Here is a 22,952-nt window from a genome sequence, read left to right on the forward strand (position 1 = left end):
ATTAATCCAATATTTATTTCTTTGTAATAACAATATTACAAAGTATAAAATGAAGTTACACCTATAATTGTAATGATTATTTACCTTAGATTTATAAAGTGTGATACTAATCATCTATAATATTTATTATGCTCTCAGAAAAACACATACTTTATGTACTTATCTTTACTCTTCTTACCAGTTGTGTTTCCTGTTCTTTTAAACAGCAACAGGTTCTTTTTGAGAACAGAGGCCAGGCTTTCAATAATACTGTAATTATTACTGATACAGCGAACTATAGAATACAACCACAGGACCTGCTTCAGATAAAAAACCTGCAGAGCCCCAAATATATTGTTGATGAACCTACTACAACTACATCAGCAGCAAAAGGTGCCAGCAGTACCGAAGGCCAGACCTTTCTTGTAGAAAATGATGGTACAGTAGCGCTTCCGATCATAGGGCATGTAAAAGTAGAGGGGCTTAAACGTTATGATGCTGCTAAGCAAATTGAAGATCTTTACCGTAAAGAAATCAAAAATCCTATTATTGAGTTAAAAATTGTTAACTTGAAAGTAACCGTTCTGGGCGAAGTTAAAACCCAGGGCAACTATGCGCTGGTAAAAGACCGCACTTCATTGATAGAAATGATTGGTGAAGCAGGTGGGTTGACCGAGCGGGCAAACAGCAAAAATGTGAGAATAATTCGGGGAGGAATGAAAAATCAACAGGTGATTGATGTAGATCTAAGTAATCTCACTACCCTCACTGATCCCAGGACCATCCTCAAAAACGAGGACATTATCTATGTTACACAAAATAAACAAGCTATACGCTCCACTAAAGTGACAGGCTTCTCTTCCATATTGCAACCCATTATCTTGTTATTAAATACTGCACTGATCATTTATACGATAACGAGATAATGCAAGAAGTAAAAAAGACACAAACATATCTGAGTAGTCAGGAAATTGACTATCTAAAAATAATTAAGATATTGTTCAGCCGCTGGTATCTGATAGCGGGTCCAATTATAATCGGTTTAATCACGGCGAATCTTTATTTATGGTATACTCCAAAAACCTATTCTACATCCGGATTACTTAAATTTGAAGAAAAAAAGCCAGAACTTGCTGACATTATAGGAACAATGAGTAATTCCGATCGGAGTGCTGTCAATTTGCAAAGTGAAAGTTTTACCATCCAAAGCCGCAGCCTGCTATTGAAGGCCATTAAAAACCTGGATTACAGGACTACCTTTTATCTTTCGGGAAGGGTACGTACCTATGACATGTATCCAAAGAAGCCACTTCAGATCAATTTATTAAAATTTGATAGCCTGAATTTTTACCAGGATCTGATCGCCTTTAAACCAGTAAATAAAAAAACATTTGAACTGAGCTGGAAAATCGGGGATAACGAAGTCCAGCAAAATTTCAAATATGGTTATCCTGTAAATATCGGCCCTGTTACTTTTACCGTCAGCTATCCGGGATCGGTTAACCCAGGTATTACCTACTTGTTTAAATTCAATATTCCTGAATCTTTTTTAGATCGGGTACATAGTGGTTTGCGGATTAATGAGGCGATTAAAAATTCAGATCTTCTCACGATACAGCAAACTGATGCTAACCCTCAGTTTGCAACGGATATCATCAATGCGATCATGAAAGAATATCTGAATTATGACCGTAATCAGAAAACACAATCTGCTACACAGCTGATCAACTTTATTAATGAACAGTTAGCATACCTTTCCACTGAATTGAAAGGATCAGAACGATCATTGGAAAAATACAAGCAAAATACAAAGATCATGGACGTACGTTCATCTGCAGGAACTGCTTTGAGCAAAGTCAGTGATCTGGAGTCCCAGCGTTCCTTACTAAAAATTCAGCTCATTGTTATTGATCAGCTAAAAGAACAAATAGCTGCCGAAAAAAATGCAGTAAATCTTAATCTTAATCTGGAGGGAAATATTGACCCCTTGCTGGGAGTACTTGTAAGCAATTTCAATACTTTAATGAACGAGAAAAATGCCCTGTTAAAAGTTTATAACAATACATCGCAACCAATAGAGGAGATTAACCGCCAGATTTCGCAGGTCAAAAAGTCTGCAATGCGAAATATAAGTGCTTCAAATCAGCGCATTCAGAAAAGTATTGGTTACTTAAATGATCAATTAGCGAAAGTAAACCAGCAAGTAGCTGTACTTCCAACGGCAGAAAAAAACTTGATTGGCTTAAACCGTAATTTCGAGATTAATGAAAAGGTGTATTCTTTTTTATCCGAAAAAAGCCTCGAGGCACAAGTTAACCGCGCTGCAATTTTGCCGGGAGCAACCATTGTTGAAAAGGCACAACTGAATACAGTGCCTATTTCCCCTAACAACCAGGAAATTTACCGCACTGCTATTGTATTGGGTTTCTTAGCCGGCTTAGGGATTATTATAGTGATCAGGATAACCAATCCTTACATTTATGATAGAGAGATCATTGAAAGGACAACTTCGATACCAATTTTAGGTGCACTCAGAAAGTTCCCGGATCAAATAGACGAAAACAATAGTCAGCTACTTTCTTTAAGTAAACCGCGGTCTATCTTTGCAGAATCTGTCCGCATTATACGTACGAACCTTAATTTTCTCGCCTCAGGAAAGAAAAGTAAGGTCATTTGTATTACCTCGGAAAATGCAGGAGAAGGAAAATCTTTCGTGATTATTAACCTGGCAACCAGTTTCGCCCTGATCGACAAAAAGATATTACTTATTGGCGCCGACCTTCGCAGGCCGAAACTGCATAAAACCTTTGGTATGCCTAACTCGATGGGCTTAAGCAATTACCTGGTTAACAAATGTAGTATAGACGATATCATTCAAGAATCAGACACCAAAAATCTAGATTTTATTAGTTCAGGCCCTATACCGCCAAATCCTTCAGAATTATTGCATCTTGAACGCATGACCGAACTAATTGGCCAGTTGAGAGAAAGATATGATGTGATCTTAATAGATACTGCGCCTGTAGGCCTGGTATCAGACTCAGTTCCACTGGTCCGTCTGAGCGACATCAATCTGTTTGTAATCCGCTATGGAAAATCAAAATACAGTGCAATTACATTACCTGAACGGCTGGCAAAGGAATATAATTTAAATAACCTGTTTATTGTATTAAATGCCTTTGAAAAAAACCTTTTACATGCCGGACTACATAAGAACAATGGCAGTTTTAGTTCAGATACACATTACGACTATGAAAATTCCGGTTATTATTTAGATGAAGTGGAAAAATTAAAATGGTGGAGCACCAAGCGTTGGTTTAAATCTTAATTTAATCAGATGACTAGCACCAGAAGTAAAGAAAGACAGCAATGGTATCCAGTTTATACCCACTCAAGGGCAGAAAAGAAAGCATACCGGGAATTACTGAACAAAGATATTGAAGCCTATCTGCCTTTGCACCGTCAGATGAAACAATGGAGTGACAGGAAAAAATGGGTAGAAGAGCCATTGATCAAATCTTATCTTTTTGTCCACATAAATCAGCATCAGCAAACTGAGGTATTGATGACCAATGGGATTGCACGTTTCCTCTATTTTTCAGGCAAAATTACATCAATGCCTGACAGACAAATAGAGGAACTCAAATTAGTACTGGCCAGTGCTTATGAATTGGAAATTACAGAAGACGAACTACAACCGGGAGAAAAAATTATTATTAAAGCGGGCTCCCTGAAAGGGATGCGTGGAGAAATTATTAAATACCATTCTCAAAAGCAGTTGCTTCTGAGATTAGGCGATATCAAATACAATATCATTGTGCATGTCCCAGCATCATTGATAGAAAGGTTACAATAAGCACCGATTCTCAGGTGTTATTAAGGTGTTGAATTATAAATAGTTACAAAAATAAATGTGACTAAAGGAGCGAAGCTGTGCATGATTATGAGTAATAAAAGATAGCTACCCCATGTCCAAAAAAATACTTTTTTTAACCCTGGAGACTTTTGGTGGAACTGGCGGAATTCAGAAAATGAACCGAACATTGTCCTATACATTGTACCAGTTAGGCAAAAAGAACCATTGGGATGTCAACATGTATGCTTCACATGATCAACAGGCAGATCTCCTGCCCCAATATCTTCCTGTAGCTAATTTTAAAGCTTTTAAAAAAAACAAGTTAAGCTATATATGGCATAGTTTAAAAGCCGGAATGAACAGCGATTTAATCATTTTAAGCCATGTTCATCTTTCATCCATAGGTTGCCTGATCCGACTGCTGAATCCTACCTGTAAAATATGGCTTATCGCTCACGGTGTAGAAGTATGGCACCCCTTAAAATTTTGGAAAAAAGCAATCTGGGGCATAGCGGATCAAATTATATGTGTAAGCAGTTTTACCAAAAGAAAAATAGTGGAGCTGCATCCCGTTGACCCTGATCGATGTGTGGTATTAAACAATGCATTGGATCCTTTTACAAAGTTGCCTGATTTATTTGTTAAGCCTGCACATTTATTAAAAAATTACGGCCTGCTGGCACATGATAAAGTTATACTGAGCCTGTCACGCATTACCTCAACAGAGAAATTTAAAGGATACGAGCAAACTATAAAAGCATTGGACAGGATTAAGCAAAGCTTTCCAAATGTGAAGTATATTCTTGCAGGCCCTTATGATGAAAATGAAAAAACACGAATCTTGCAATTAATAAAGGACGAGCAGCTGGAAAGCAATTTTATATTAACAGGTTACCTTGAAGAAACAGCACTGGCCGACTACTTTTTAATGGCTGATTTATTTGTAATGCCCAGCAAAAAAGAAGGGTTCGGAATTGTTTTTATAGAAGCCATGGCATTTGGACTCCCTGTAATCTGCGGTAATGCAGATGGTAGCATAGATGCTATACGCAATAAAGAAATGGGAACTGCTATTGATCCTGACGATAGTGCACTCTTAGAACAGACAATCCTTCAGAAATTAGTCCATCCTTTAACCATTGATGAACGAAAAAGCATTCAGCAACAATGCCTAAAACATTTTAATGCACAGGATTACAGCAGTACCTTAGAAAAATTAATAAATGGAGCAACTGCCTGAAGAAAACTGGGATATGGAAATTACCCCAAAGAACAACCTGTTTGATTTAAGGTTGAAGGATGTTTGGTATTACCGCGATCTGTTATTACTTTTTGTAAGACGCGATTTTGTATCATTTTATAAACAGACGATTCTGGGGCCACTATGGTTTTTTATACAACCTATTTTTACCACGATTATCTTCACTTTTATTTTTGGGAACCTGGCGGGTATTTCTACAGACGGGCTTCCGCAACCTTTATTTTATATGGCAGGTATCACTGCATGGAATTATTTTGCAGAATGCCTGACTAAGACCAGTACCGTATTTAAGGACAATGCCAATATATTTGGAAAAGTATATTTTCCACGGCTAATTATGCCTTTGAGCATTGTAGTGTCTAACCTCGTACGGTTTGGCGTACAGTTACTGCTATTTATAATCATGATCGTTTATTATATGATCATTGGTAAACATTTTGGTCCCAATTGGTTTATCCTGTTATTTCCAGTAATTGTATTACTAATGGCCTGCCTGGGTTTAGGATTAGGCATGATCATCTCTGCAATGACCACTAAATACCGTGATCTGGCATTCTTAGTCACCTTTGGCGTGCAGCTATTGATGTATGCCACAACGGTGATCTATCCATTATCCACTGCAATAGAGAAATATCCAGCATATGCATGGATTATTCAATATAACCCAATGACACCTCTTATTGAAACTTTCCGGTATGGATTTTTGGGAAGTGGTAGCTTTAGCTGGGAATCCCTGGGCTACTGTGCAGGTATAACGGCATTGATCCTCTTATTAGGAATCGTTGTTTTTAATAAAGTGGAGAAGAATTTTGTAGATACCATTTGATAAATCAGGTTGATGAATAATATCGCTATTAAAACAGAAGATCTTTCCAAGGCTTACCAGCTGGGGGAGATAGGCACGGGGACAATTTCGCGCGATCTGGAACGGTGGTGGGCAAAGCTACGTGGTAAAGAAGATCCCTTTCTGCGTATCGGAGAAACCAATGACAGAACTGCGAAAGGTAACAGCAATATAGTCTGGAGCTTAAAAGATATCAACTTTGACATTGAACAGGGTGATGCGGTTGGCATTATAGGTCGTAATGGCGCAGGAAAAAGCACATTGCTGAAAATATTGAGCAGGGTGACTTCTCCAACGACAGGATCAATCAAAGTAAAAGGACGTATCGCCAGTTTGCTGGAGGTAGGCACAGGCTTTCATCCGGAGTTAACTGGCAGAGAGAACATCTTTTTAAATGGTGCAATTCTGGGTATGCGCAAAGCAGAAATTAAAAAGCATTTTGATGCTATTGTTGATTTTGCAGGTATAGAAAGGTATATAGATACCCCTGTTAAAAAATATTCATCGGGCATGTATGTTAGATTAGCCTTTGCCGTAGCCGCACATCTGGAATCAGAGATTTTAATTGTGGATGAAGTACTTGCTGTTGGAGATGCAGAATTTCAAAAAAAATGCCTTGGAAAAATGGGTGAAATCAGCAAGGGAGAAGGCAGAACCGTTTTATTTGTGAGCCACCAGATGGAAAGTATAAAATCTTTATGCAATAAAGGATTATTGCTGCATCATGGCGAAATGGTTTTCCATGGTGAAGTTAATGAGGCAATAATAAAATATTCCTCAAAAAACAGCAATGAAATCTCTAAAACTGTTATTTCAGATCTTCAGCTTAACGCAGATATATGTTTATGCCTGTTCCAGATAGCTAAAGCTGAAATCACCTCACATGATGATCTGACTTTTCGTATCATTATCGAAAGCCTTATGGAAAATAGTTTTCAATCTATTGCGCTATTTATTTATGATGAATACGATCAGAAAGCAGGTTTTGTAGATTTACGCAGTGAAGAGATGTTTAAAATAAGTACCGCTGAAAAAAAATTTGAAATTAAAGGCATTTTAAAACAGCTTCCGCTCAGACCCGGGAAATATAAAATAGGATTACATATTCAATCGAACTTATTGTATAAAGATTTTTTTAGCCTGCTGCAGTTTGAAGTCCTGCAAAAAGAATTAACCAGTAAACTGCTTCCTTATCCATTACCTATAAGAGGATATATGGAAGTAGACTATCATTTTACCGTTATTTAGCCCTACAATTAATGAACTACGAGAAGCTGTATGAAAATAAGGATGAGATATATTACAACCACAGCCGTACAGAAATATTACCATTTATTCCTGCTGGTATAAAGACGGCTTTGGATATAGGTTGCGGGAACGGTTCATTCGGGTCTCTTTTAAAAAAAGAATATCAATGTATGGTTTGGGGAATCGAACCGGACAAAAATTCTGCACGTGAAGCAGAAAAAAAAATTGACAAGTGTGTGAATGCAATATTTTCTGGCTCCATGCCGGAATTGGCCGGTAAAAAATTTGATGCCATATTTTTTAATGATGTCCTGGAACATCTTGCAGATCCTTCTGAAGCAATTTCTGTTTGTAAAGAGCTGCTGACTACAGACGGCCGCATTATTGCTTCTATTCCCAATATCCGCTGGTACCCGGTTATTTTATCACTGCTTAGGTATAAGGATTTCAAATATCAGGAAGCCGGGGTGATGGATAAAACACATTTGCGCTTTTTCACAAAAAAAAGTATGGTCAGGCTTTTTGAAGAAAGTAATTACAAAGTTTGTCAGGTTAAGGGAATTAATAAGGACAATAGCTTTTCATTTTTTAATGTCCTTAATTTCCTTTTACTGGGTACCCAGGAAGACATGAAATTTCCCCAATTTGTAATCGTTGCCTCCCTTTAGCATGCCTGTTAAAATAGATATTATTATTTTAAGCTACGCGAAGACCGAACTGCTAAAGCAAATCACTTTACAGGGGATTGAAAGTCTTTTTCTATCAGAAGATCCTGATCATATTCAATTTGAGGCCCTTGTTATTGAATCAAATGCAGCATTGTTTCCTTATCAATATCCGAATACCAAAACTATATATCCTGATGAAAAATTTGGCTTTAATAAATATCTGAATATTGGTATTGCACAAACGGATAATGCTTATATATGCCTGTGTAATAATGATCTGATTTATCATCAAAATTGGGCAAGTGAAATACTGAGCGTAATGGAGGAAAACCCAAATATAAAGTCAGCGAACCCCTATTGCAGCTATTTTCATCCTCAATTAAAAATAGCTGAACCTAAAAAAATAGTAGTTGGTACAACCAGGAATCTCCTGAACGGAATCCTTACTGGATGGTGCATCTTTCTTAAACGGGAAATTTTTGACACCATTGGTTTATTAGATGAACAATTTGAGTTTTGGTATGCAGATAAAGATTTTGGGCGTACGCTATTAAACTATAAAATAGACCATGCGCTTATTATACCCGCTAAAGTAGATCATTTAGGCAACCAAACCCATACTGCGATAAATGAAAAAAAGCTATCTCATCTTACTCACGGCCAAAAAATAATTTTCGAAAAAAAATGGGGCAAAGAACCAGTTGCCTTATGGCCAAAAGTAAAAAATTTAATAAAAAGACTGCTTAATGATTGATCAATGCTTTTTTACTGTAGCTACTGGAGACAAGTATTTAAGCTTTGCTTTTACTTTAGCCAGGTCATATAAGTTTCATCATGATGATGAAATCCCTTTTTTTATTATCTCTGATACAGATTTCACACTACCGAAGGATTTAAAATGGATTAAAAAAAAAATAATAGCCGGGGATTTACTGACCTCCGGAGTGAGCTACAAATTTAATTTTGACCAGATTACACCCGCTTACAAATCAATTTTTATCGATGCAGATTCTATTATTTATGGTAATATCTCTCACGTGTTTAACATTCCTAATTCCGCTGTACAAGTTATCGGCATGAAAGAGACCAAGGGTAGCTGGGCTGAATTGGAACTACCTGAAGTATTGGACTATTTTGCAATTCCATATATCATCCGTTATTGCGGGGCTTTTTACTATATCATTAAAAACCAGTTGACAGCTAACATTTGTGAGACAGCAAAGCAGTTATCTCTGAGCAATTATATGTTCCAGCGTCATACAAAAAGTGTAAATGATGAACCTGTTCTATCTATCAGCTTAGCAAAGTCCGGAGCTACTCCTTATGCAGATACTGGTAATATATGGGCAGATATAGTACAATTTAAAACCCACAATCAATTAAATACATTATATAATAAAGCCTTATTTAATAACTCAAAAGACTATAGATATAAATACTGGCTTCCTGAAGGAGAATATCGTCCGCTGATCATACACTTTGGCGGCAACAGTTACCATAAAAATCCATGGATATTTGACGCCTTACGTTTAAAACTTTTTTATCACTATCACTTACCAAAAAAAGTAGCCAATCTGGCCGTAGAGGTAATTTTTAAACCTATATATTTCTTTGGAAAAGCATTAAAGCAGCTGTTGAAATGAAACCTACATCAGCTTACATCTTAAAATAATGAAAACAACAATCAGGATAAAATTCCAAAATGGTATAGACCGGTCAATCGCGGAAAATGAAATTCTGACTGATTTGTTGGATGATTTTATATTTGAGGAAACTGATAATCCTGATTTTATTCTATTTGGCCCTTATGGAAACGATATTCCTTTACCAGGCCGTTACATTAGAATAGGCTATTTCTGTGAAAATATGACACCTGATATGGGAATATGTGAATGGGCGTTTGGTATTCCAAGAGAACAGGAAATATTACATCCGAGATATAAAAGGATCCAATGGCACGGACTTAACCCGGAAATACTGATAAAGCCGGACAATTACGATGCAGAGCAGGTATACAATAGCAAGTCTCTTTTTTGTAATTTCCTGTATTCACATCAGGTATACTACAGGGAGGAGTTCTTCAGACAGTTATCAAAATACAAAAAAGTTGATGCTCCCGGCCTGTCTATGAACAATATGGCAAGTATTGACAAACAGTATAAGGGCAACATTTGGGAACGTAAAAGACAATTTCTGCATCCGTATAAGTTTACCATAGCCTTTGAAAATTATATCTACCCCGGTTATCAAACAGAAAAGCTATATGATGCCATGCAAGCCAATAGTATCCCCATTTACTTTGGTGACCCTTTTATCGGGGATATTTTTAACACACAAAGTTTTCTTAATGCCCCGGATCACCTGAATGTAGTTTCTAATTCTACCGTCAATTGGCTTGAAAAGAATAGCCAGCCCGATTTTATAGATATGAGGCCTCAATTTTACCAAAATTTTAACCACCGTCTCAAAAGAAAGTTAAAAATAGCCGGAAGAAATGCAAAAATGTATTTACAGTTTCAAAAGCTCAATTTCAAACCGATAATTGAAAAAATAATTGAACTTGATCAGGATAAAGAAGCTTATATGCAGCTTTTAAATCAGCAGTGGCTCCATCCTGCCCCTGTTAATACATCGGCGAAGGAACGCTGGATTGAAATATTTAAACAGCCCGTCTAATTGTGCAGCCTTTTTTAGTTTCTATAATTATCCCTGTGTACAATGCCGAAAAGTATTTAGAGGCAACCCTGCGCTCAGCAATTGCCCAAACCTGGGAACACAAAGAAATTATACTGGTTGATGATGGGTCAGCAGATAACTCTTTGATGATCGCAAAATCCTATGAATGTTCTTTTATAAAAGTTTACAATCAACCTAACAGCGGTGCAAGTGCTGCCAGGAATAAGGGATTGTCAGAAGCTAAAGGTGATTTTATACAATTTCTGGATGCTGACGATTTACTGTCCGCAGATAAAATAAGCCGCCAGCTATCTTTAATCGGTGATCAGAAAGATACTCTGGCCATCTGTCCAGTTGTTCATTTTAATAATGATCAGGAGCATCAATTGAACACCCTTAGCCCTAATGCGTATGAACTTCAGTTTTATATAGATAGCGATAATCCTTTCGAATTCTTATTAAACCTTTACGGAATCCATAAAAATGGAGGTTCTATGATCCCGATCCACTCCTGGCTCACACAGGCTTCCCTAATAAAAAAGGCCGGACTCTGGAATGAAGAACTTTCATTGAACGATGATGGCGAATTTTTCTGCAGGATGGCGGCTAATGCTACTGCAATTCTCAATACCCCGGATACCTTTTGTTATTATAGAAAAATATCCGCAGGTAATTCACTTTCATCACATAGAGATTATCAAGCATTTACCAGCCAGTTCATGTCAATCAAGCTCATCCAAAAGCACCTGGAAACCTGCGCACATGACCCCAGAATAGCTGTGGTCGTGTCTAGATTATTAATGGATTTATTGATCAAAGTTTATCCACAGCATAAGGAACTGGCCTTAGGAATAGAGCGCAGTGTCAAAGAAGCTGGCGGTAGCCCCCACCGACCTGTAATAGGGGGTAAAGCTATAGAATTAATCAAGCATATGTTTGGATGGAAATGCGCCAGGATCTTACAATATTATTATCAAAATCTGGCACCCCAGAAGCATTAACCAATCACAGCATAAGATGTTGAGCAATACCCATTTAAACTTATTCTATGAAGAACCCGATCCGGATCGGTGGATTAAATATGACCGATATCCAAGAAAAATTATACGTCGCCTTATAAGAGGTAAACAGCGTCCTGGTGGAGTAATGATGATTGCGGTCAACCTCATGAAAGGGCTTGATAAAATAGGTGTTCCTTATCGGTTTAACGATTATAAGTATATTAAAAATCATCCTGAAGAGATTGCCTGCATTATTGGCAAACCAAATTTGTTATTTGGAAAAAACTGGGAAAACCCTGTCATATTTGGCGCCGGTGTATACTCCCATCCTATTGAATGCCCAGACCTGTTCACTAAATATCCAAATGTAAAACGTTTCCTTGTTCCGGGTGAATGGATGCGCAAAATGTGTGAACCTTATTACCTGGATAAAGTAATCGCCTGGCCTGCAGGAATAGATACAGATCACTGGCTAACCGCAGCTGCAGTGCCCAAAGAATTTGATTTTTTAATCTATAATAAAATACAAGGCGATCAGTTACCTGATGATATCATGGAGATCCTCAGCAAACAAAATCTTACTTACCAGTTTATCAATTATGGAACCTATACACAGCATGAATTGAAACAAAGACTTGCAAATTCCAAAGCCGCAATTTTCCTGAGCAAAAGTGAAACACAGGGTTTTGCCTATCAGCAAATGTTAGCTGCTGGTATACCTATATTGGCATGGGAAAAGGGCGGATATTGGGAAGATCCAGCTTATTTTCCTCATCTGGTTAAATATCGGCCAGTCAGCGCTGTGCCTTACTGGGATGAGCGTTGCGGCATAAAATTTAATACTATAACTGATTTCGAAGCGAAACTTCCCGTTTTCCTGGATAACCTTAACCACTTTCAACCACGTGCTTATATCCTGGAAAACCTGACACTGGAAAAATGCGCAGTGCAATATATAGAGATCTATCAGCAGGTTAAAAAAGAAATAAAATGAGAATATTACTGGTAATGGATCCATTTATACCTGTGCCGCCAGCGCATTATGGTGGTATAGAACGTGTAATCTACGATATTGCCTGTCAATATGTGAAACTTGGGCACCGTGTAACTATTGTTGCCGGACCAAATTCAAAGTCACCGGACAGATTAATCACCTATGGATTGAATGGCTCCTTAGACCCGTCCATCAACATTAAATTACTTGCCACTGTTTTTTTTATACTGCGAAAAGAAATCAAGCAACACGACGTGATCCATAACTTTGGCCGTTTACTCTTTCTGTTCCCTTTCCTGAAACATAAAATACCTAAAGTACAAACTTACATGCGTACAGTTAATCGGAAAAACATTGAATGGCTGGATAAATTACGGCCCGTAAATCTTACTTATACTGCTGTTTCTAATGCAATTACCAATACTGGTAAGACCAGTAAAAGTAAGTGGGTAACCATCTATAACTGTGCCCCGATTGAACAGTTCCAGTTTAAGGCAACGGTATCACCTAATGGGTATCTTGCCTTTTTGGGAAGAATAGAGCGATGTAAAGGACTCCATAATGCGATTAAAGTGGCACAGCTAACCCATAGCAAACTGGTCATTGCAGGAAACATATCGGCAATAGAGAAAGAAAGAATTTATTTTGAACAGGAAATAATGCCATTGATCGATGGTGATCAAGTCAGTTACATTGGCCAGGTAGATAATGTTCAAAAAAACGAATTACTGGGAAATGCTATTGCCCTGCTTACTCCTGTTGAGTGGTTTGAGCCTTTTCCTATCATTATACCGGAGGCCTATGCCTGCGGGACACCAGTGCTTGGTTTTGATCAAGGGGGAATCGCAGAAGGCATCGACGAAAATATTACGGGATACATCAGCCAAAACACAGAAGAAATGGCACGGCAGGTAAAAAAGATAAGTCAGCTTGATCGTTATGCTTGCCGGTTAAAGGCAGAAACTACTTATAGTGATGTTAAAATCGCAGATGATTACTTGTCTGTTTACAAATCCAATCCATGAAGTCAAAAGAAAATCTAGTTTCACTCGACGTTCTAAGAGGCATAGCCTGCTTACTTGTCTGGATCAGTCATGTAAGGGTTGCCACCCGGTATTTTGTAGACTCCAGGTTTGACTTTATCCAGGTTTTCTCTGCCTGGGGAAAGGAGTCTGTCATGATATTCTTCATTTTATCAGGTATAGTGATCAATCTCAGTTCGCAGAATAAAACGGACCAATGGCAATATTTCAAAAAGCGGTTTATCCGGATTTACCCCATTTATCTGGCTATACTTATAATTTGCTTTGCCTGCGACAACCTGGTATTAGGACATGCCATAGTTCCAGGGATCTTTATAGGCAATCTATTGCTCTCGGCCACCCTTGATGGTTATTTGGTACCTACTATGCCATTAAATCCTGCCGTTTGGAGTATAAGCTGTGAAGCCTTTTTTTACCTCTTGTTTGGCCTGATCTATAAATCAAAAAGATTGAGCGCGATATGGGTCTGGTTTGCAGTTTGCTGCCTGTCTATAATTTATAGACTGCTAACAGTTGATGGTATGGGAATAGTTCATCATTTTATATTTTTGATGAATAATTCCTTTTTATGGATACTCGGATATCTTGTTTTTGAATACCGGAATAAATTCCAAACCAGTTTATCAGTTGCAGTATGCGGGCTGTTGATGATACCCCTGGTCACCAGACTTCATCAACTGCCGTATAACGTCCATGAAGTTATGTATTTCGCAGGCGGGATTTTCTTGTTACCTCTTTTTACCTACCTGCTCAGAGACGATACGATAACGGATGGAAAAAAAATAGTTATCAGTTATAAGTGGGTTATTCCTGTTTATATGGTGAGTTTACTGCTATTATGGCAGTATTCAAATTCGCTGGCCAGCAGTAAGATTATTTATAGCCTGCTACCCTGGTTATCTTTAATTTTATATTATAAACCGGTTCAGTTTAACATAAAATGGGTATACAATAGATCTAAACCATTTTTCAGATTCTTTGCCGGTATTTCCTACCCGCTATATCTGTTGCACATGCCAATAATGTACCTGATGTTTTACTTGATCCCAGATCAAAAACTCATAGGAGCTATACTATGCATATTTTTAACTATATCAATCAGCTACCTTTTTGAAATCTATTTATTTAAAAGGCCAGCTGCTTTTTTGAATGCTTATAGCAACCTAAGATTGAGTGCGGTGAAACAGGATCGGTCTTGAAAATTATATTAGTGACATCAGGTCAGCCATCCTTGAACCCGCGTTTAGTAAAAGAGGCCGATACATTAAGTTTTGCCGGTCACGATGTAACCGTTTTATATACCTATTGGAATGACTGGGGAACTAAATTTGATGGCGACTTACTAAAATCTAAAAAATGGAAAGCCATTCGTATTGGCGGCGACCCTGAGCAGAAACCCTTGCTTTACTTTTTCAGCAGGGTGATCCACAAACTGGCTATTACTTTTGCTAAAAGGATAGGATTGAGATACTTTGCTGAATTTGCCATTTCCAGAAATACCTGCTGGCTGATCAAATCCGCTTCTGCATATCCTGCAGATCTGTATATCGCCCATAATCTCGGGGCTTTGCCAGCTGTTGTAAAAGCTGCAAAACATCATCGTAAACCTTGCGGGTTTGATGCCGAAGATTTTCACAGGCACGAAGTAAGCAATGATAAACATCACTTTGATGTTTTACTGAAGACCTATATTGAAAACAGATATATTCCGCATACAGATTACCTTACAGCGAGTAGCCCCAGGATTGCGGAAGCTTACCGAAAGCTTTTCCCGGCAAAGAATCCGGTAGTTATTCTTAATGTTTTTAACAAGGCTCTGATAGATGCCCATATTATTCCTGCAAAATCAAATGCTGCGCTTAAACTTTTTTGGTGCTCTCAGACTATAGGTACCAACCGTGGTATAGAGGACGTCCTTAAAGCACTTTATCTGCTAAAAGACACGGAGTTTGAATTACATCTGATGGGAAAGTTACAGTATAATACCCCAAAAGAATATTTCCAAACGTTAGCCGGGCATATGTCCAATCGACTGCATTTCCATGATCCTGTTCCTCCTGCTGAGTTAACTACCTTTTCATCAAAATTTGATCTGGGTTTAGCACTTGAACCGGCATTTTCCATTAACAATGATCTGGCCCTGAGTAATAAGATATTCACCTATATGCAGGCAGGGCTGGCAATTATTGCCAGTAACACGACTTCACAACAGGACTTTTTAAAGAAATATCCGGAAACTGGTAAATCATATGAGATCGGTAATATTCATGCCCTGTCAGAAATTCTGCAGCAATATTCAGCACACAGGGATGAGCTCTGCAAAGCCAGGAAGGCCGCATTAAGCCTTGCCCAAACTTCATTAAACTGGGAAACGGAGCAGTTAAAATTTTTAAAGATCATTCAACCATTTATACCTTGAACCTAAAAGTTCTGATTATTTCGCCCTACTTCCCTATCTTTAATGCGGCCGACATGCAGCGTATTAGAATGAGTATGTCTTATTTTAACCAATATGGATGGGATGCAGAAGTCGTTTCCGTTGATCCGGAATATTTAGATTTTCCAAAAGATGAGTTACTGATAGAAAGTCTGCCAGCAGATACCAAAATTCACTATGTTAAAGCATTCCATAAAAGATGGACCTCAAAAATTGGCTTGGGTAGTATCGCCTTAAGAGCACTCTTGTTCTACCTGTTAAAGGTAAATCAGCTACTTAAAAAGCAGAAATTTGATCTCATTTATTTTTCAACTACCCAGTTTCCACTCTGCATTTTAGGTGCGTACTGGAAAAAACGCTTCAATATCCCTTATGTCATAGACATGCAGGACCCCTGGCATTCTGACTACTACCAGGATAAACCTAAAGCGCAGCAGCCTCCTAAATATTGGTTTTCTTACCGCATCAATAAATATCTTGAACCCCTGGCGATGAATCATGCAGATGGCCTGATCAGCGTATCGGCAGATTATATTAATATACTAAAGCTTCGTTATTCCCGAGTCCGGCACATTCCTCACGCAGTAATCACCTTTGGAGCATTTCAAAAAGACTTTGATACCGCAAAAAAAAATCAGCATTTATTTAAACCGCTGCTGAGCAGCGATTTTATAAATATAGTGTACATTGGCAGAGGAGGTTATGACATGCATAAGGCTATAACACCTTTAATTAGGGGACTAAAGAGCGGACTGAAAATCGATCCTTTAAAATTCAGCAGGGTCAGGCTGCATTTTATTGGTACCAGCTACGCAGCGGAAGGTCAGGGGAAACAAACTATACTGCCATTGGCAAAACAATATGGAGTAGAAGATTATGTGGTGGAAATTACAAATAGGATAAGCTATTTTCATACCCTGGTCACCCTTCAAAATGCCGACGCATTGTTTATACCTGGCTCCGATGACCCAAAATACACCGCTTCAAAAATTTATCCTTACCTGTCTGCAAATAAAATAACACTAGCCATATTCAACAGCCATAGTCCGGCGATGGAAGTTCTCAAAGAATATGGAGTAAAGCATTCTTATCACTATGACAACCCCGCTCTTGATCATAAAGTAAATCTTTTTTTGAATGAAGTATCAGGCAAGGAAATTCCTGAAATCAGCTATAACGCAAGCGCTGTTGATAAATATTCGGCAAAAAACATGACCTTACACCAATGTGCACTATTTAATGAAGTATTGGCTGCCAGGTCTAACTGAAACAAATGACCATCTTTATGAAATAACAATTAAATGCGCTTAGCAATTATTACCACCCACCCGATTCAATACTATGCCCCGGTTTTTAAACTGCTGCATGAGCGTGGACAAATACATATTAAAGTTTTTTACACTTGGGGTGAAAAGGCAGTAGATAATTATGACCCCGGATTTTATACCATCGTTAACTGGGATTTACCTCTTTTATCGGGTTATCCTTATGAATGGGCAAAGAATACTTCTTCGGACCCGGGTTCGCATAACTTTAGAGGTATTATTAACCCGGATTTGATCCGGAATATTGAAAATTGGCAGCCAGATGCGGTATTAGTTTATGGATGGGCATATCATAGCCATCTAAAAACGTTAAAGTATTTTAAAACCAAATTGCCTGTTTTTTTCCGTGGAGATTCTACCTTGCTGGATCCATCGGGCATATTAAAAAAATATGCCAGGGCTTTATTCCTGAAATGGATTTATAAGCATGTTGATCAGGCTTTGTATACTGGTACCAACAGCAAAGCTTATTTTAAAGAATATGGTATGAAAGAGGAGCAGCTGATCTTTACTCCTCATGCAATCGATAACCAAAGATTCGCCATAGATAGAAATATGGAAGTGCAAGAATTAAAAATAAAGCTGGGTATTGCACAGGAAGACATCGTTATACTTTTTGCGGGTAAGTTTGAGCAGAAAAAAGACCCCCTGCTTTTAATGGATTCATTTCTACAATTGAAAAACCCAGATGTACACCTTCTTTTTGTAGGAAATGGCGAACTAGAGCAAACACTGAAGCAGAAAGCTAAGCATCAGCCTCATGTTCATTTCATGGACTTTGAGAACCAATCTTACATGCCGGTAATCTATCAGACCTGCGACCTGTTCTGTCTCCCTTCATCAGGTCCCGGTGAAACATGGGGTCTTGCAGTAAACGAAGCTATGGCCTGTTCGAAAGCAGTTCTGGTATCTGATAAGGTTGGCTGCGCCGCCGACCTGGTGAAGAATGAATACAATGGAAGTATCTTTAAAGCCAGGTCTGTAACAAGTCTGAACGGACAATTGGATCTCCTGATCTGTAAGGGAAAGGAAGAGCTGAAGCATATGGGCTCAAATTCAAAAACAATCATCGATAAATGGACGTTCCAACTACAGGCCGAGGCTATCGAATCTGCATTTTTAAAACATGAATAACCGCATTTTTATTGAAAAATATATGGTGCTGTTTATCCCCTGGATATTCGCCATGCTTTTCAAGGATTCTTATATTCTGTCATACTTTATTGCCTGGTTTGGCTCTTTTTTTATATTCTGGGTTACTTTAAAAGGCTGGATCAAACCTTTGCCTGATGACCGAAATATTGAAGAGCAGCTTATGCGTCCTATTTTCATCACTCAAGTCATATTTGCAGGATATATGGCCTGTACTTCCATATTTTATCTTTTTGATGTTTTGGGGTATATTAATTTTCATAAGATAAGTGATTTCTATCTGGTAGACCAGGAAAGATTAAGGCTTACTGCACAATGTCAGCGGTACTATTGTCTTGCACACGCCTCTTTTGTCACTGGGATTCTGATCTTTATGCGCTACCCGGTTGAGAAAAAATATGGATACAACCGTGCAGACTTAACCAAAGTTATTCTTAACATCGCCTTAATAGCTACGCTACTGTCTTCTTTGCTGATGCGTGTTAGTGGTTTGTCACAATTTTCCCATCAGTTTAGTTTATTAAGTTTTATAGCTGGAACACTGGCACTTGCATTTGCCATACCAGATAGAAAAATATGGCGTATCCTGATCTGCCTGATCATTTATGGATTCAATATCTATCAGGCTCTGATCTCGGGTTTTAAAGAACCAATAATTTTAAATGTCCTGATATTAGGTATCTTTCTATACCCCAATTATAAAAGAACAGTGCTCATCTTTTTTGTTCCTTTACTTTTACTTTTTTTTATACTATTGCCTACCTATAACCGCATTTTCAGGCAGCAGGCATGGTCTGGCAACCTTTCCACTAATGAGGCTACACAATTAGCATTAAAGTCGGTGGTTAACCAGAATAATGCGAACGACAACTGGGAATTTTTCACTTACCGGTTAAGCGAAATTGATATGTTTACCAGTTATGTGAAGTCTACACCTGCTCATATTGATTTTTATGGGACACAACTCCTAAGGCAATCAGCAATAGCTATTATGCCCCGTATATTTTGGCCTTCCAAACCAATTACCGAGAATATGGTCATGGAACGTGTTTATGATGCAGGGATTATATCCCGCGGAACTAATGTATCTGCCAAGCCAGCCGTTATTGTTGATGCTTACTTATCAGGCGGTATGCCAAGCATTTTTATATTATTATTCTTTTATGGTGCAGCATGTCAGCTGATCGCTATGAAAGCAGAAAAGATATTTGGCGGCTATACCTTAGGTACAGCATTGATATTTACCGGTTTATTCCAACTGTTCTGGCGCGGGCTTAGTCTTGAATTTCTAATCAATGCCGTATTCTGGAACTATATAACAATGTATTTAATATTCAAAGTATTACTTTTCACAAACGTAATCAAACGGCTTTGAAAATCTTACAGGTAAACGCCTCTTATAAACCGGCGTATATTTATGGGGGGCCAACTATGTCCGTTTCAAAACTAAGTGAAGAGCTGGTAAAAGCAGGCTGTACGGTAGAAGTATTTACAACAACAGCTAATGGACTTACAGAACTGGAGGTTACAATGGTTATTCCTCAGAACATTGATGGCGTAAAAGTGAGGTATTTCAAACGCCTCACTAAAGACCACAGCCACTTCTCCCCAGGTCTATTAGCTTTTCTATGGAAAGAAGTACGATCATTTGATGTGGTTCATATCCATGCCTGGTGGAACCTTGTCTCTATATTTGCCTGCTTTGTTGCTATTTTACGCAGAGTCCCTGTTGTTTTGTCACCACGCGGGACTTTGAGCAACTATTCTTTTAAGAACAGGCACATAGCTTTAAAAAAAGCATTTCATATACTTATAGGCAGGCCGCTGCTCAGCTATTGTTTTCTGCACACAACTTCCGAAAGAGAACAAGCTGCAATGGCTGCACTACTAAAGCCAAAAGGCATTTACACCATATACAATTTTGTAAAGATGCCCAGGATTGCACATTTTCCTGCAGCAGCACCTCTGAACCCAAAGGAAAATAAAATGTTCAGGCTACTTTTCTTTTCCAGGATAGAACAAAAAAAAGGGCTTGAATTATTATTTGCTGCACTTGCCAGTACTACTCTTCCTTTCCGGCTTACTATTGCAGGAAGTGGGGATGAAAAATATATTGCAGGGCTGAAAAAATTAATTAATGGCTATAAAATTGGTCATCAGGTAGATTGGGTCGGATTTAAAGACGGAGACAAGTTTGATCTCATGGCCGCTCATCACTTGCTTATACTTCCTTCTTATGATGAGAATTTTGGTAATGTGGTAATTGAAAGCCTTGCTGTGGGCACTGCCGTTTTGATTAGCAGAGAGGTTGGCTTGGCAACCTATATAACAAGCAGGCAATTCGGCTGGATTTGCAACGCAGATGTATTATCTGTTAAAAATTCCCTTACAGAAATATACAATAATCCAGAAAAATTAAATACCATCAGAAAACTGGCCCCTTCTGGCATCAGGAATGATTTTGAAGAAACAATCCTGATTAAAAAATATTATGAAATGTATAAACAAATAATTGAACATGACTGAAGGCTGTCTCCAGTTCCCCCTGCTTCTGGAAATTAATACTTATAATAGCCACCCTTGATGAATGCGGATTATACCTTCATTATATTAACTTATAATGAAGAATTACATCTTCAACGGTTATTGAACTCTATAAAGGGTTTAAATGCTGCTGTTTGTATACTTGATTCTGGCAGTACAGACCTGACGCTCCAAATCGCTGAAATATCAGGTGCACAAGTCAAACAACATACATTTATTAATCATCCGCAGCAATGGCATTATGCACTGGAAACTTTTGAGATAAAGACTCCCTGGGTAATCTGTATTGATGCAGACCAGATCTTGACAGACGAACTAAGGCTGCAGTTGTTAAATTTCAGGGATGAAGATAACCAGGATATCAACGGGATCTATTTTAACCGTAAGAACTATTTTAAAGGTAAATGGATTAAACATGGAGGTTATTTTCCTTTTTACCTCTTAAAAATGTTCCGTTACGGATTAGGTTATTCAGATCTGAATGAAAATATGGACCATCGATTTATTGTACCTGGTAAAACTATACTATGGAAAAACAGTTGTTTGGTGGAGGAAAATCTAAAAGAGAATAACATTCGCTTCTGGATAGATAAGCATAACCGCTATAGCGACCTGCTTGCCTATGAGGAAATAGAAAGGCGACTTAAACTACGTACGCAAACACTTGTGCCCAAATTCCGGGGTTCCCCGGATGAACATACGGCCTGGCTTAAACAGTTATGGTGGCAGATGCCCTTATTTGTTCGCCCTTTTGTATACTTTATCTATCGTTATATATTCAGACTTGGCATTCTTGATGGCCATCAAGGATTCATTTTTCACTTTTTACAGGCTTTCTGGTTTCGCCTTATCGTTGATATCAAAATTAAGGAGATTGCAGATACACCTGCGATGAAAAAAAACACAACTGACAATCCCGAAATTAAGCCTCATGCAAGAAACTGACCTCTCAGCGTACCATAACTTCCCCTATCATCCCGGTGGAACACTGTTTAAAAGAATAGTATGGTTTTATGTTAATGCTATTTTATTTAAAACAAGCATTATTCCATACAGCAGATTAAAAGTATACCTGTTACGATTATTTGGTGCCAGTGTAGGCGTGGGCGTGAATATCAAACCATGCGTAAACATCAAATACCCATGGTTGCTCAATATTGGAGATCATAGCTGGATTGGCGAAAATGTATGGATTGATAACCTGGTTCCAGTAAAGATTGGCAAAAATGTATGCATATCACAAGGTGCATTACTGCTTACAGGCAATCATAATTATAAAACTCCTTCTTTTGACCTGATTACCGGAGAGATAATATTAGAAAACGGAGTCTGGATCGGAGCTGGTGCGATCATAAACCAGGGCATTACAGCAGCATCACATTCCGTACTTACAGTAGGTTCAATAGCTACAAAAAATTTAGACCCATACTCTATCTATCAGGGAAATCCTGCACTAAAAATCAGGTCTCGTTCAATTATTTAGCTCATTTTTTTAGTACCCGTCAGTCAGCAATTGATAGTCCTCAAAATCGGTTATTTTACTGCTTAGTTTATTGACTCCCCAAAAGTTTTGGTCTTGATCGGATCAATGCCAAATGTTGTGGAACCGGGGTATTTTTTTCTTCTTTAAGCATATAGCTGAGTTAGACCAGTTCTGCAGGCTAATTTCAACCTTTCAAGGATCAAGCGGTAATATTGGAAAGATTGAATAAATGCTTTCTTCTTTGCTCAACATCATATTATAATTTAAGTTGAACAAATCTGCATAAACCTTAATTATGCAGAACCTATGAGAGACGGAATCCCAACCTATATTCATTAAAAAAAGACCGGCATAGTAGTAGATTTATTGTAAAAAAGTAGCGAGGAGGCTTGGATTAAATCTTACATTTTTGTGTATATTCCGGTCAAAAATTATGTTATC

At 38.1% G+C, this 22,952-nt stretch carries 21 protein-coding genes; all 21 read left to right on the forward strand.

Annotated features, from left to right (window positions below; all coding sequences use genetic code 11):
- Positions 1–128: 128 nt before the first annotated feature.
- Positions 129–905, forward strand: coding sequence for a polysaccharide biosynthesis/export family protein (locus AB3G38_RS15755; RefSeq protein ID WP_367864819.1), 777 nt, complete (start codon positions 129–131; stop codon positions 903–905).
- Complete coding sequence (locus AB3G38_RS15760; protein ID WP_367864820.1) at positions 905–3,307, forward strand: GumC family protein; 2,403 nt, start codon at positions 905–907, stop codon at positions 3,305–3,307. The genes AB3G38_RS15755 and AB3G38_RS15760 overlap by 1 nt, the downstream gene beginning before the upstream one ends.
- A gap of 9 nt (positions 3,308–3,316) precedes the next feature.
- On the forward strand, positions 3,317–3,835 hold the full coding sequence (locus AB3G38_RS15765; protein WP_367864821.1) for a UpxY family transcription antiterminator: 519 nt from the start codon (positions 3,317–3,319) through the stop codon (positions 3,833–3,835).
- Positions 3,836–3,947: 112 nt separating this feature from the next.
- The gene (locus tag AB3G38_RS15770) at positions 3,948–5,075 is read left to right on the forward strand and encodes a glycosyltransferase family 4 protein (RefSeq protein ID WP_367864822.1); all 1,128 of its coding nucleotides are present in this window, start codon (positions 3,948–3,950) and stop codon (positions 5,073–5,075) included.
- Complete coding sequence (locus AB3G38_RS15775; RefSeq protein WP_367864823.1) at positions 5,059–5,922, forward strand: ABC transporter permease; 864 nt, start codon at positions 5,059–5,061, stop codon at positions 5,920–5,922. The genes AB3G38_RS15770 and AB3G38_RS15775 overlap by 17 nt, the downstream gene beginning before the upstream one ends.
- A gap of 12 nt (positions 5,923–5,934) precedes the next feature.
- On the forward strand, positions 5,935–7,188 hold the full coding sequence (locus AB3G38_RS15780; protein WP_367864824.1) for an ABC transporter ATP-binding protein: 1,254 nt from the start codon (positions 5,935–5,937) through the stop codon (positions 7,186–7,188).
- Between the two features lie 11 nt (positions 7,189–7,199).
- Positions 7,200–7,856 (forward strand): class I SAM-dependent methyltransferase, encoded by a 657-nt coding sequence (locus tag AB3G38_RS15785; RefSeq protein ID WP_367864825.1) that lies wholly within the window; start codon positions 7,200–7,202, stop codon positions 7,854–7,856.
- A gap of 1 nt (position 7,857) precedes the next feature.
- Positions 7,858–8,610, forward strand: coding sequence for a glycosyltransferase family 2 protein (locus AB3G38_RS15790; protein ID WP_367864826.1), 753 nt, complete (start codon positions 7,858–7,860; stop codon positions 8,608–8,610).
- Positions 8,603–9,499 (forward strand): hypothetical protein, encoded by an 897-nt coding sequence (locus AB3G38_RS15795; RefSeq protein ID WP_367864827.1) that lies wholly within the window; start codon positions 8,603–8,605, stop codon positions 9,497–9,499. Before AB3G38_RS15790 ends, AB3G38_RS15795 begins: the two co-directional genes overlap by 8 nt.
- A gap of 28 nt (positions 9,500–9,527) precedes the next feature.
- Complete coding sequence (locus AB3G38_RS15800; protein ID WP_367864828.1) at positions 9,528–10,532, forward strand: glycosyltransferase family 10; 1,005 nt, start codon at positions 9,528–9,530, stop codon at positions 10,530–10,532.
- 2 nt (positions 10,533–10,534) lie between these two features.
- Positions 10,535–11,533 (forward strand): glycosyltransferase family 2 protein, encoded by a 999-nt coding sequence (locus AB3G38_RS15805; protein ID WP_367864829.1) that lies wholly within the window; start codon positions 10,535–10,537, stop codon positions 11,531–11,533.
- 16 nt (positions 11,534–11,549) lie between these two features.
- Positions 11,550–12,527: a glycosyltransferase gene (locus AB3G38_RS15810; protein ID WP_367864830.1), complete on the forward strand. Its 978-nt coding sequence runs from the start codon at positions 11,550–11,552 to the stop codon at positions 12,525–12,527.
- A complete protein-coding gene (locus tag AB3G38_RS15815; RefSeq protein ID WP_367864831.1) occupies positions 12,524–13,552 on the forward strand; it encodes a glycosyltransferase in 1,029 nt (342 codons plus the stop codon). The genes AB3G38_RS15810 and AB3G38_RS15815 overlap by 4 nt, the downstream gene beginning before the upstream one ends.
- On the forward strand, positions 13,549–14,769 hold the full coding sequence (locus AB3G38_RS15820; protein WP_367864832.1) for an acyltransferase family protein: 1,221 nt from the start codon (positions 13,549–13,551) through the stop codon (positions 14,767–14,769). Before AB3G38_RS15815 ends, AB3G38_RS15820 begins: the two co-directional genes overlap by 4 nt.
- Positions 14,766–15,989: a hypothetical protein gene (locus AB3G38_RS15825; RefSeq protein WP_367864833.1), complete on the forward strand. Its 1,224-nt coding sequence runs from the start codon at positions 14,766–14,768 to the stop codon at positions 15,987–15,989. The genes AB3G38_RS15820 and AB3G38_RS15825 overlap by 4 nt, the downstream gene beginning before the upstream one ends.
- Entirely contained in the window at positions 15,986–17,275 is a 1,290-nt protein-coding gene (locus AB3G38_RS15830) for a glycosyltransferase (protein WP_367864834.1), read from the forward strand. Before AB3G38_RS15825 ends, AB3G38_RS15830 begins: the two co-directional genes overlap by 4 nt.
- A 33-nt stretch (positions 17,276–17,308) precedes the next feature.
- A complete protein-coding gene (locus AB3G38_RS15835; RefSeq protein WP_367864835.1) occupies positions 17,309–18,466 on the forward strand; it encodes a glycosyltransferase family 4 protein in 1,158 nt (385 codons plus the stop codon).
- Entirely contained in the window at positions 18,459–19,859 is a 1,401-nt protein-coding gene (locus AB3G38_RS15840) for an exosortase Y-associated Wzy-like protein (RefSeq protein ID WP_367864836.1), read from the forward strand. Before AB3G38_RS15835 ends, AB3G38_RS15840 begins: the two co-directional genes overlap by 8 nt.
- Positions 19,856–21,010 (forward strand): XrtY-associated glycosyltransferase XYAG1, encoded by a 1,155-nt coding sequence (locus AB3G38_RS15845; protein WP_367864837.1) that lies wholly within the window; start codon positions 19,856–19,858, stop codon positions 21,008–21,010. The genes AB3G38_RS15840 and AB3G38_RS15845 overlap by 4 nt, the downstream gene beginning before the upstream one ends.
- 57 nt (positions 21,011–21,067) lie before the next feature.
- Positions 21,068–21,973 (forward strand): glycosyltransferase family 2 protein, encoded by a 906-nt coding sequence (locus AB3G38_RS15850; protein WP_367864838.1) that lies wholly within the window; start codon positions 21,068–21,070, stop codon positions 21,971–21,973.
- On the forward strand, positions 21,960–22,511 hold the full coding sequence (locus AB3G38_RS15855) for a WcaF family extracellular polysaccharide biosynthesis acetyltransferase (protein ID WP_367864839.1): 552 nt from the start codon (positions 21,960–21,962) through the stop codon (positions 22,509–22,511). Before AB3G38_RS15850 ends, AB3G38_RS15855 begins: the two co-directional genes overlap by 14 nt.
- Positions 22,512–22,952 lie beyond the last annotated feature (441 nt).

Origin of the sequence: Pedobacter sp. WC2423 (assembly GCF_040822065.1) — a bacterium.
Taxonomy (GTDB): domain Bacteria; phylum Bacteroidota; class Bacteroidia; order Sphingobacteriales; family Sphingobacteriaceae; genus Pedobacter.

What these genes read in the sequence shown, in the direction of transcription:
- AB3G38_RS15835 (WP_367864835.1), top strand. Translation starts at nt 17,309, where the DNA reads ATGCGCTTAGCAATTATTACCACCCACCCGATTCAATACTATGCCCCG.
- AB3G38_RS15855 (WP_367864839.1), top strand. Translation starts at nt 21,960, where the DNA reads ATGCAAGAAACTGACCTCTCAGCGTACCATAACTTCCCCTATCATCCC.
- AB3G38_RS15815 (WP_367864831.1), top strand. Translation starts at nt 12,524, where the DNA reads ATGAGAATATTACTGGTAATGGATCCATTTATACCTGTGCCGCCAGCG.
- AB3G38_RS15785 (WP_367864825.1), top strand. Translation starts at nt 7,200, where the DNA reads ATGAACTACGAGAAGCTGTATGAAAATAAGGATGAGATATATTACAAC.
- AB3G38_RS15775 (WP_367864823.1), top strand. Translation starts at nt 5,059, where the DNA reads ATGGAGCAACTGCCTGAAGAAAACTGGGATATGGAAATTACCCCAAAG.
- AB3G38_RS15850 (WP_367864838.1), top strand. Translation starts at nt 21,068, where the DNA reads ATGAATGCGGATTATACCTTCATTATATTAACTTATAATGAAGAATTA.
- AB3G38_RS15770 (WP_367864822.1), top strand. Translation starts at nt 3,948, where the DNA reads ATGTCCAAAAAAATACTTTTTTTAACCCTGGAGACTTTTGGTGGAACT.
- AB3G38_RS15755 (WP_367864819.1), top strand. Translation starts at nt 129, where the DNA reads ATGCTCTCAGAAAAACACATACTTTATGTACTTATCTTTACTCTTCTT.
- AB3G38_RS15790 (WP_367864826.1), top strand. Translation starts at nt 7,858, where the DNA reads ATGCCTGTTAAAATAGATATTATTATTTTAAGCTACGCGAAGACCGAA.
- AB3G38_RS15780 (WP_367864824.1), top strand. Translation starts at nt 5,935, where the DNA reads ATGAATAATATCGCTATTAAAACAGAAGATCTTTCCAAGGCTTACCAG.
- AB3G38_RS15760 (WP_367864820.1), top strand. Translation starts at nt 905, where the DNA reads ATGCAAGAAGTAAAAAAGACACAAACATATCTGAGTAGTCAGGAAATT.
- AB3G38_RS15795 (WP_367864827.1), top strand. Translation starts at nt 8,603, where the DNA reads ATGATTGATCAATGCTTTTTTACTGTAGCTACTGGAGACAAGTATTTA.
- AB3G38_RS15800 (WP_367864828.1), top strand. Translation starts at nt 9,528, where the DNA reads ATGAAAACAACAATCAGGATAAAATTCCAAAATGGTATAGACCGGTCA.
- AB3G38_RS15820 (WP_367864832.1), top strand. Translation starts at nt 13,549, where the DNA reads ATGAAGTCAAAAGAAAATCTAGTTTCACTCGACGTTCTAAGAGGCATA.
- AB3G38_RS15810 (WP_367864830.1), top strand. Translation starts at nt 11,550, where the DNA reads ATGTTGAGCAATACCCATTTAAACTTATTCTATGAAGAACCCGATCCG.
- AB3G38_RS15765 (WP_367864821.1), top strand. Translation starts at nt 3,317, where the DNA reads ATGACTAGCACCAGAAGTAAAGAAAGACAGCAATGGTATCCAGTTTAT.
- AB3G38_RS15840 (WP_367864836.1), top strand. Translation starts at nt 18,459, where the DNA reads ATGAATAACCGCATTTTTATTGAAAAATATATGGTGCTGTTTATCCCC.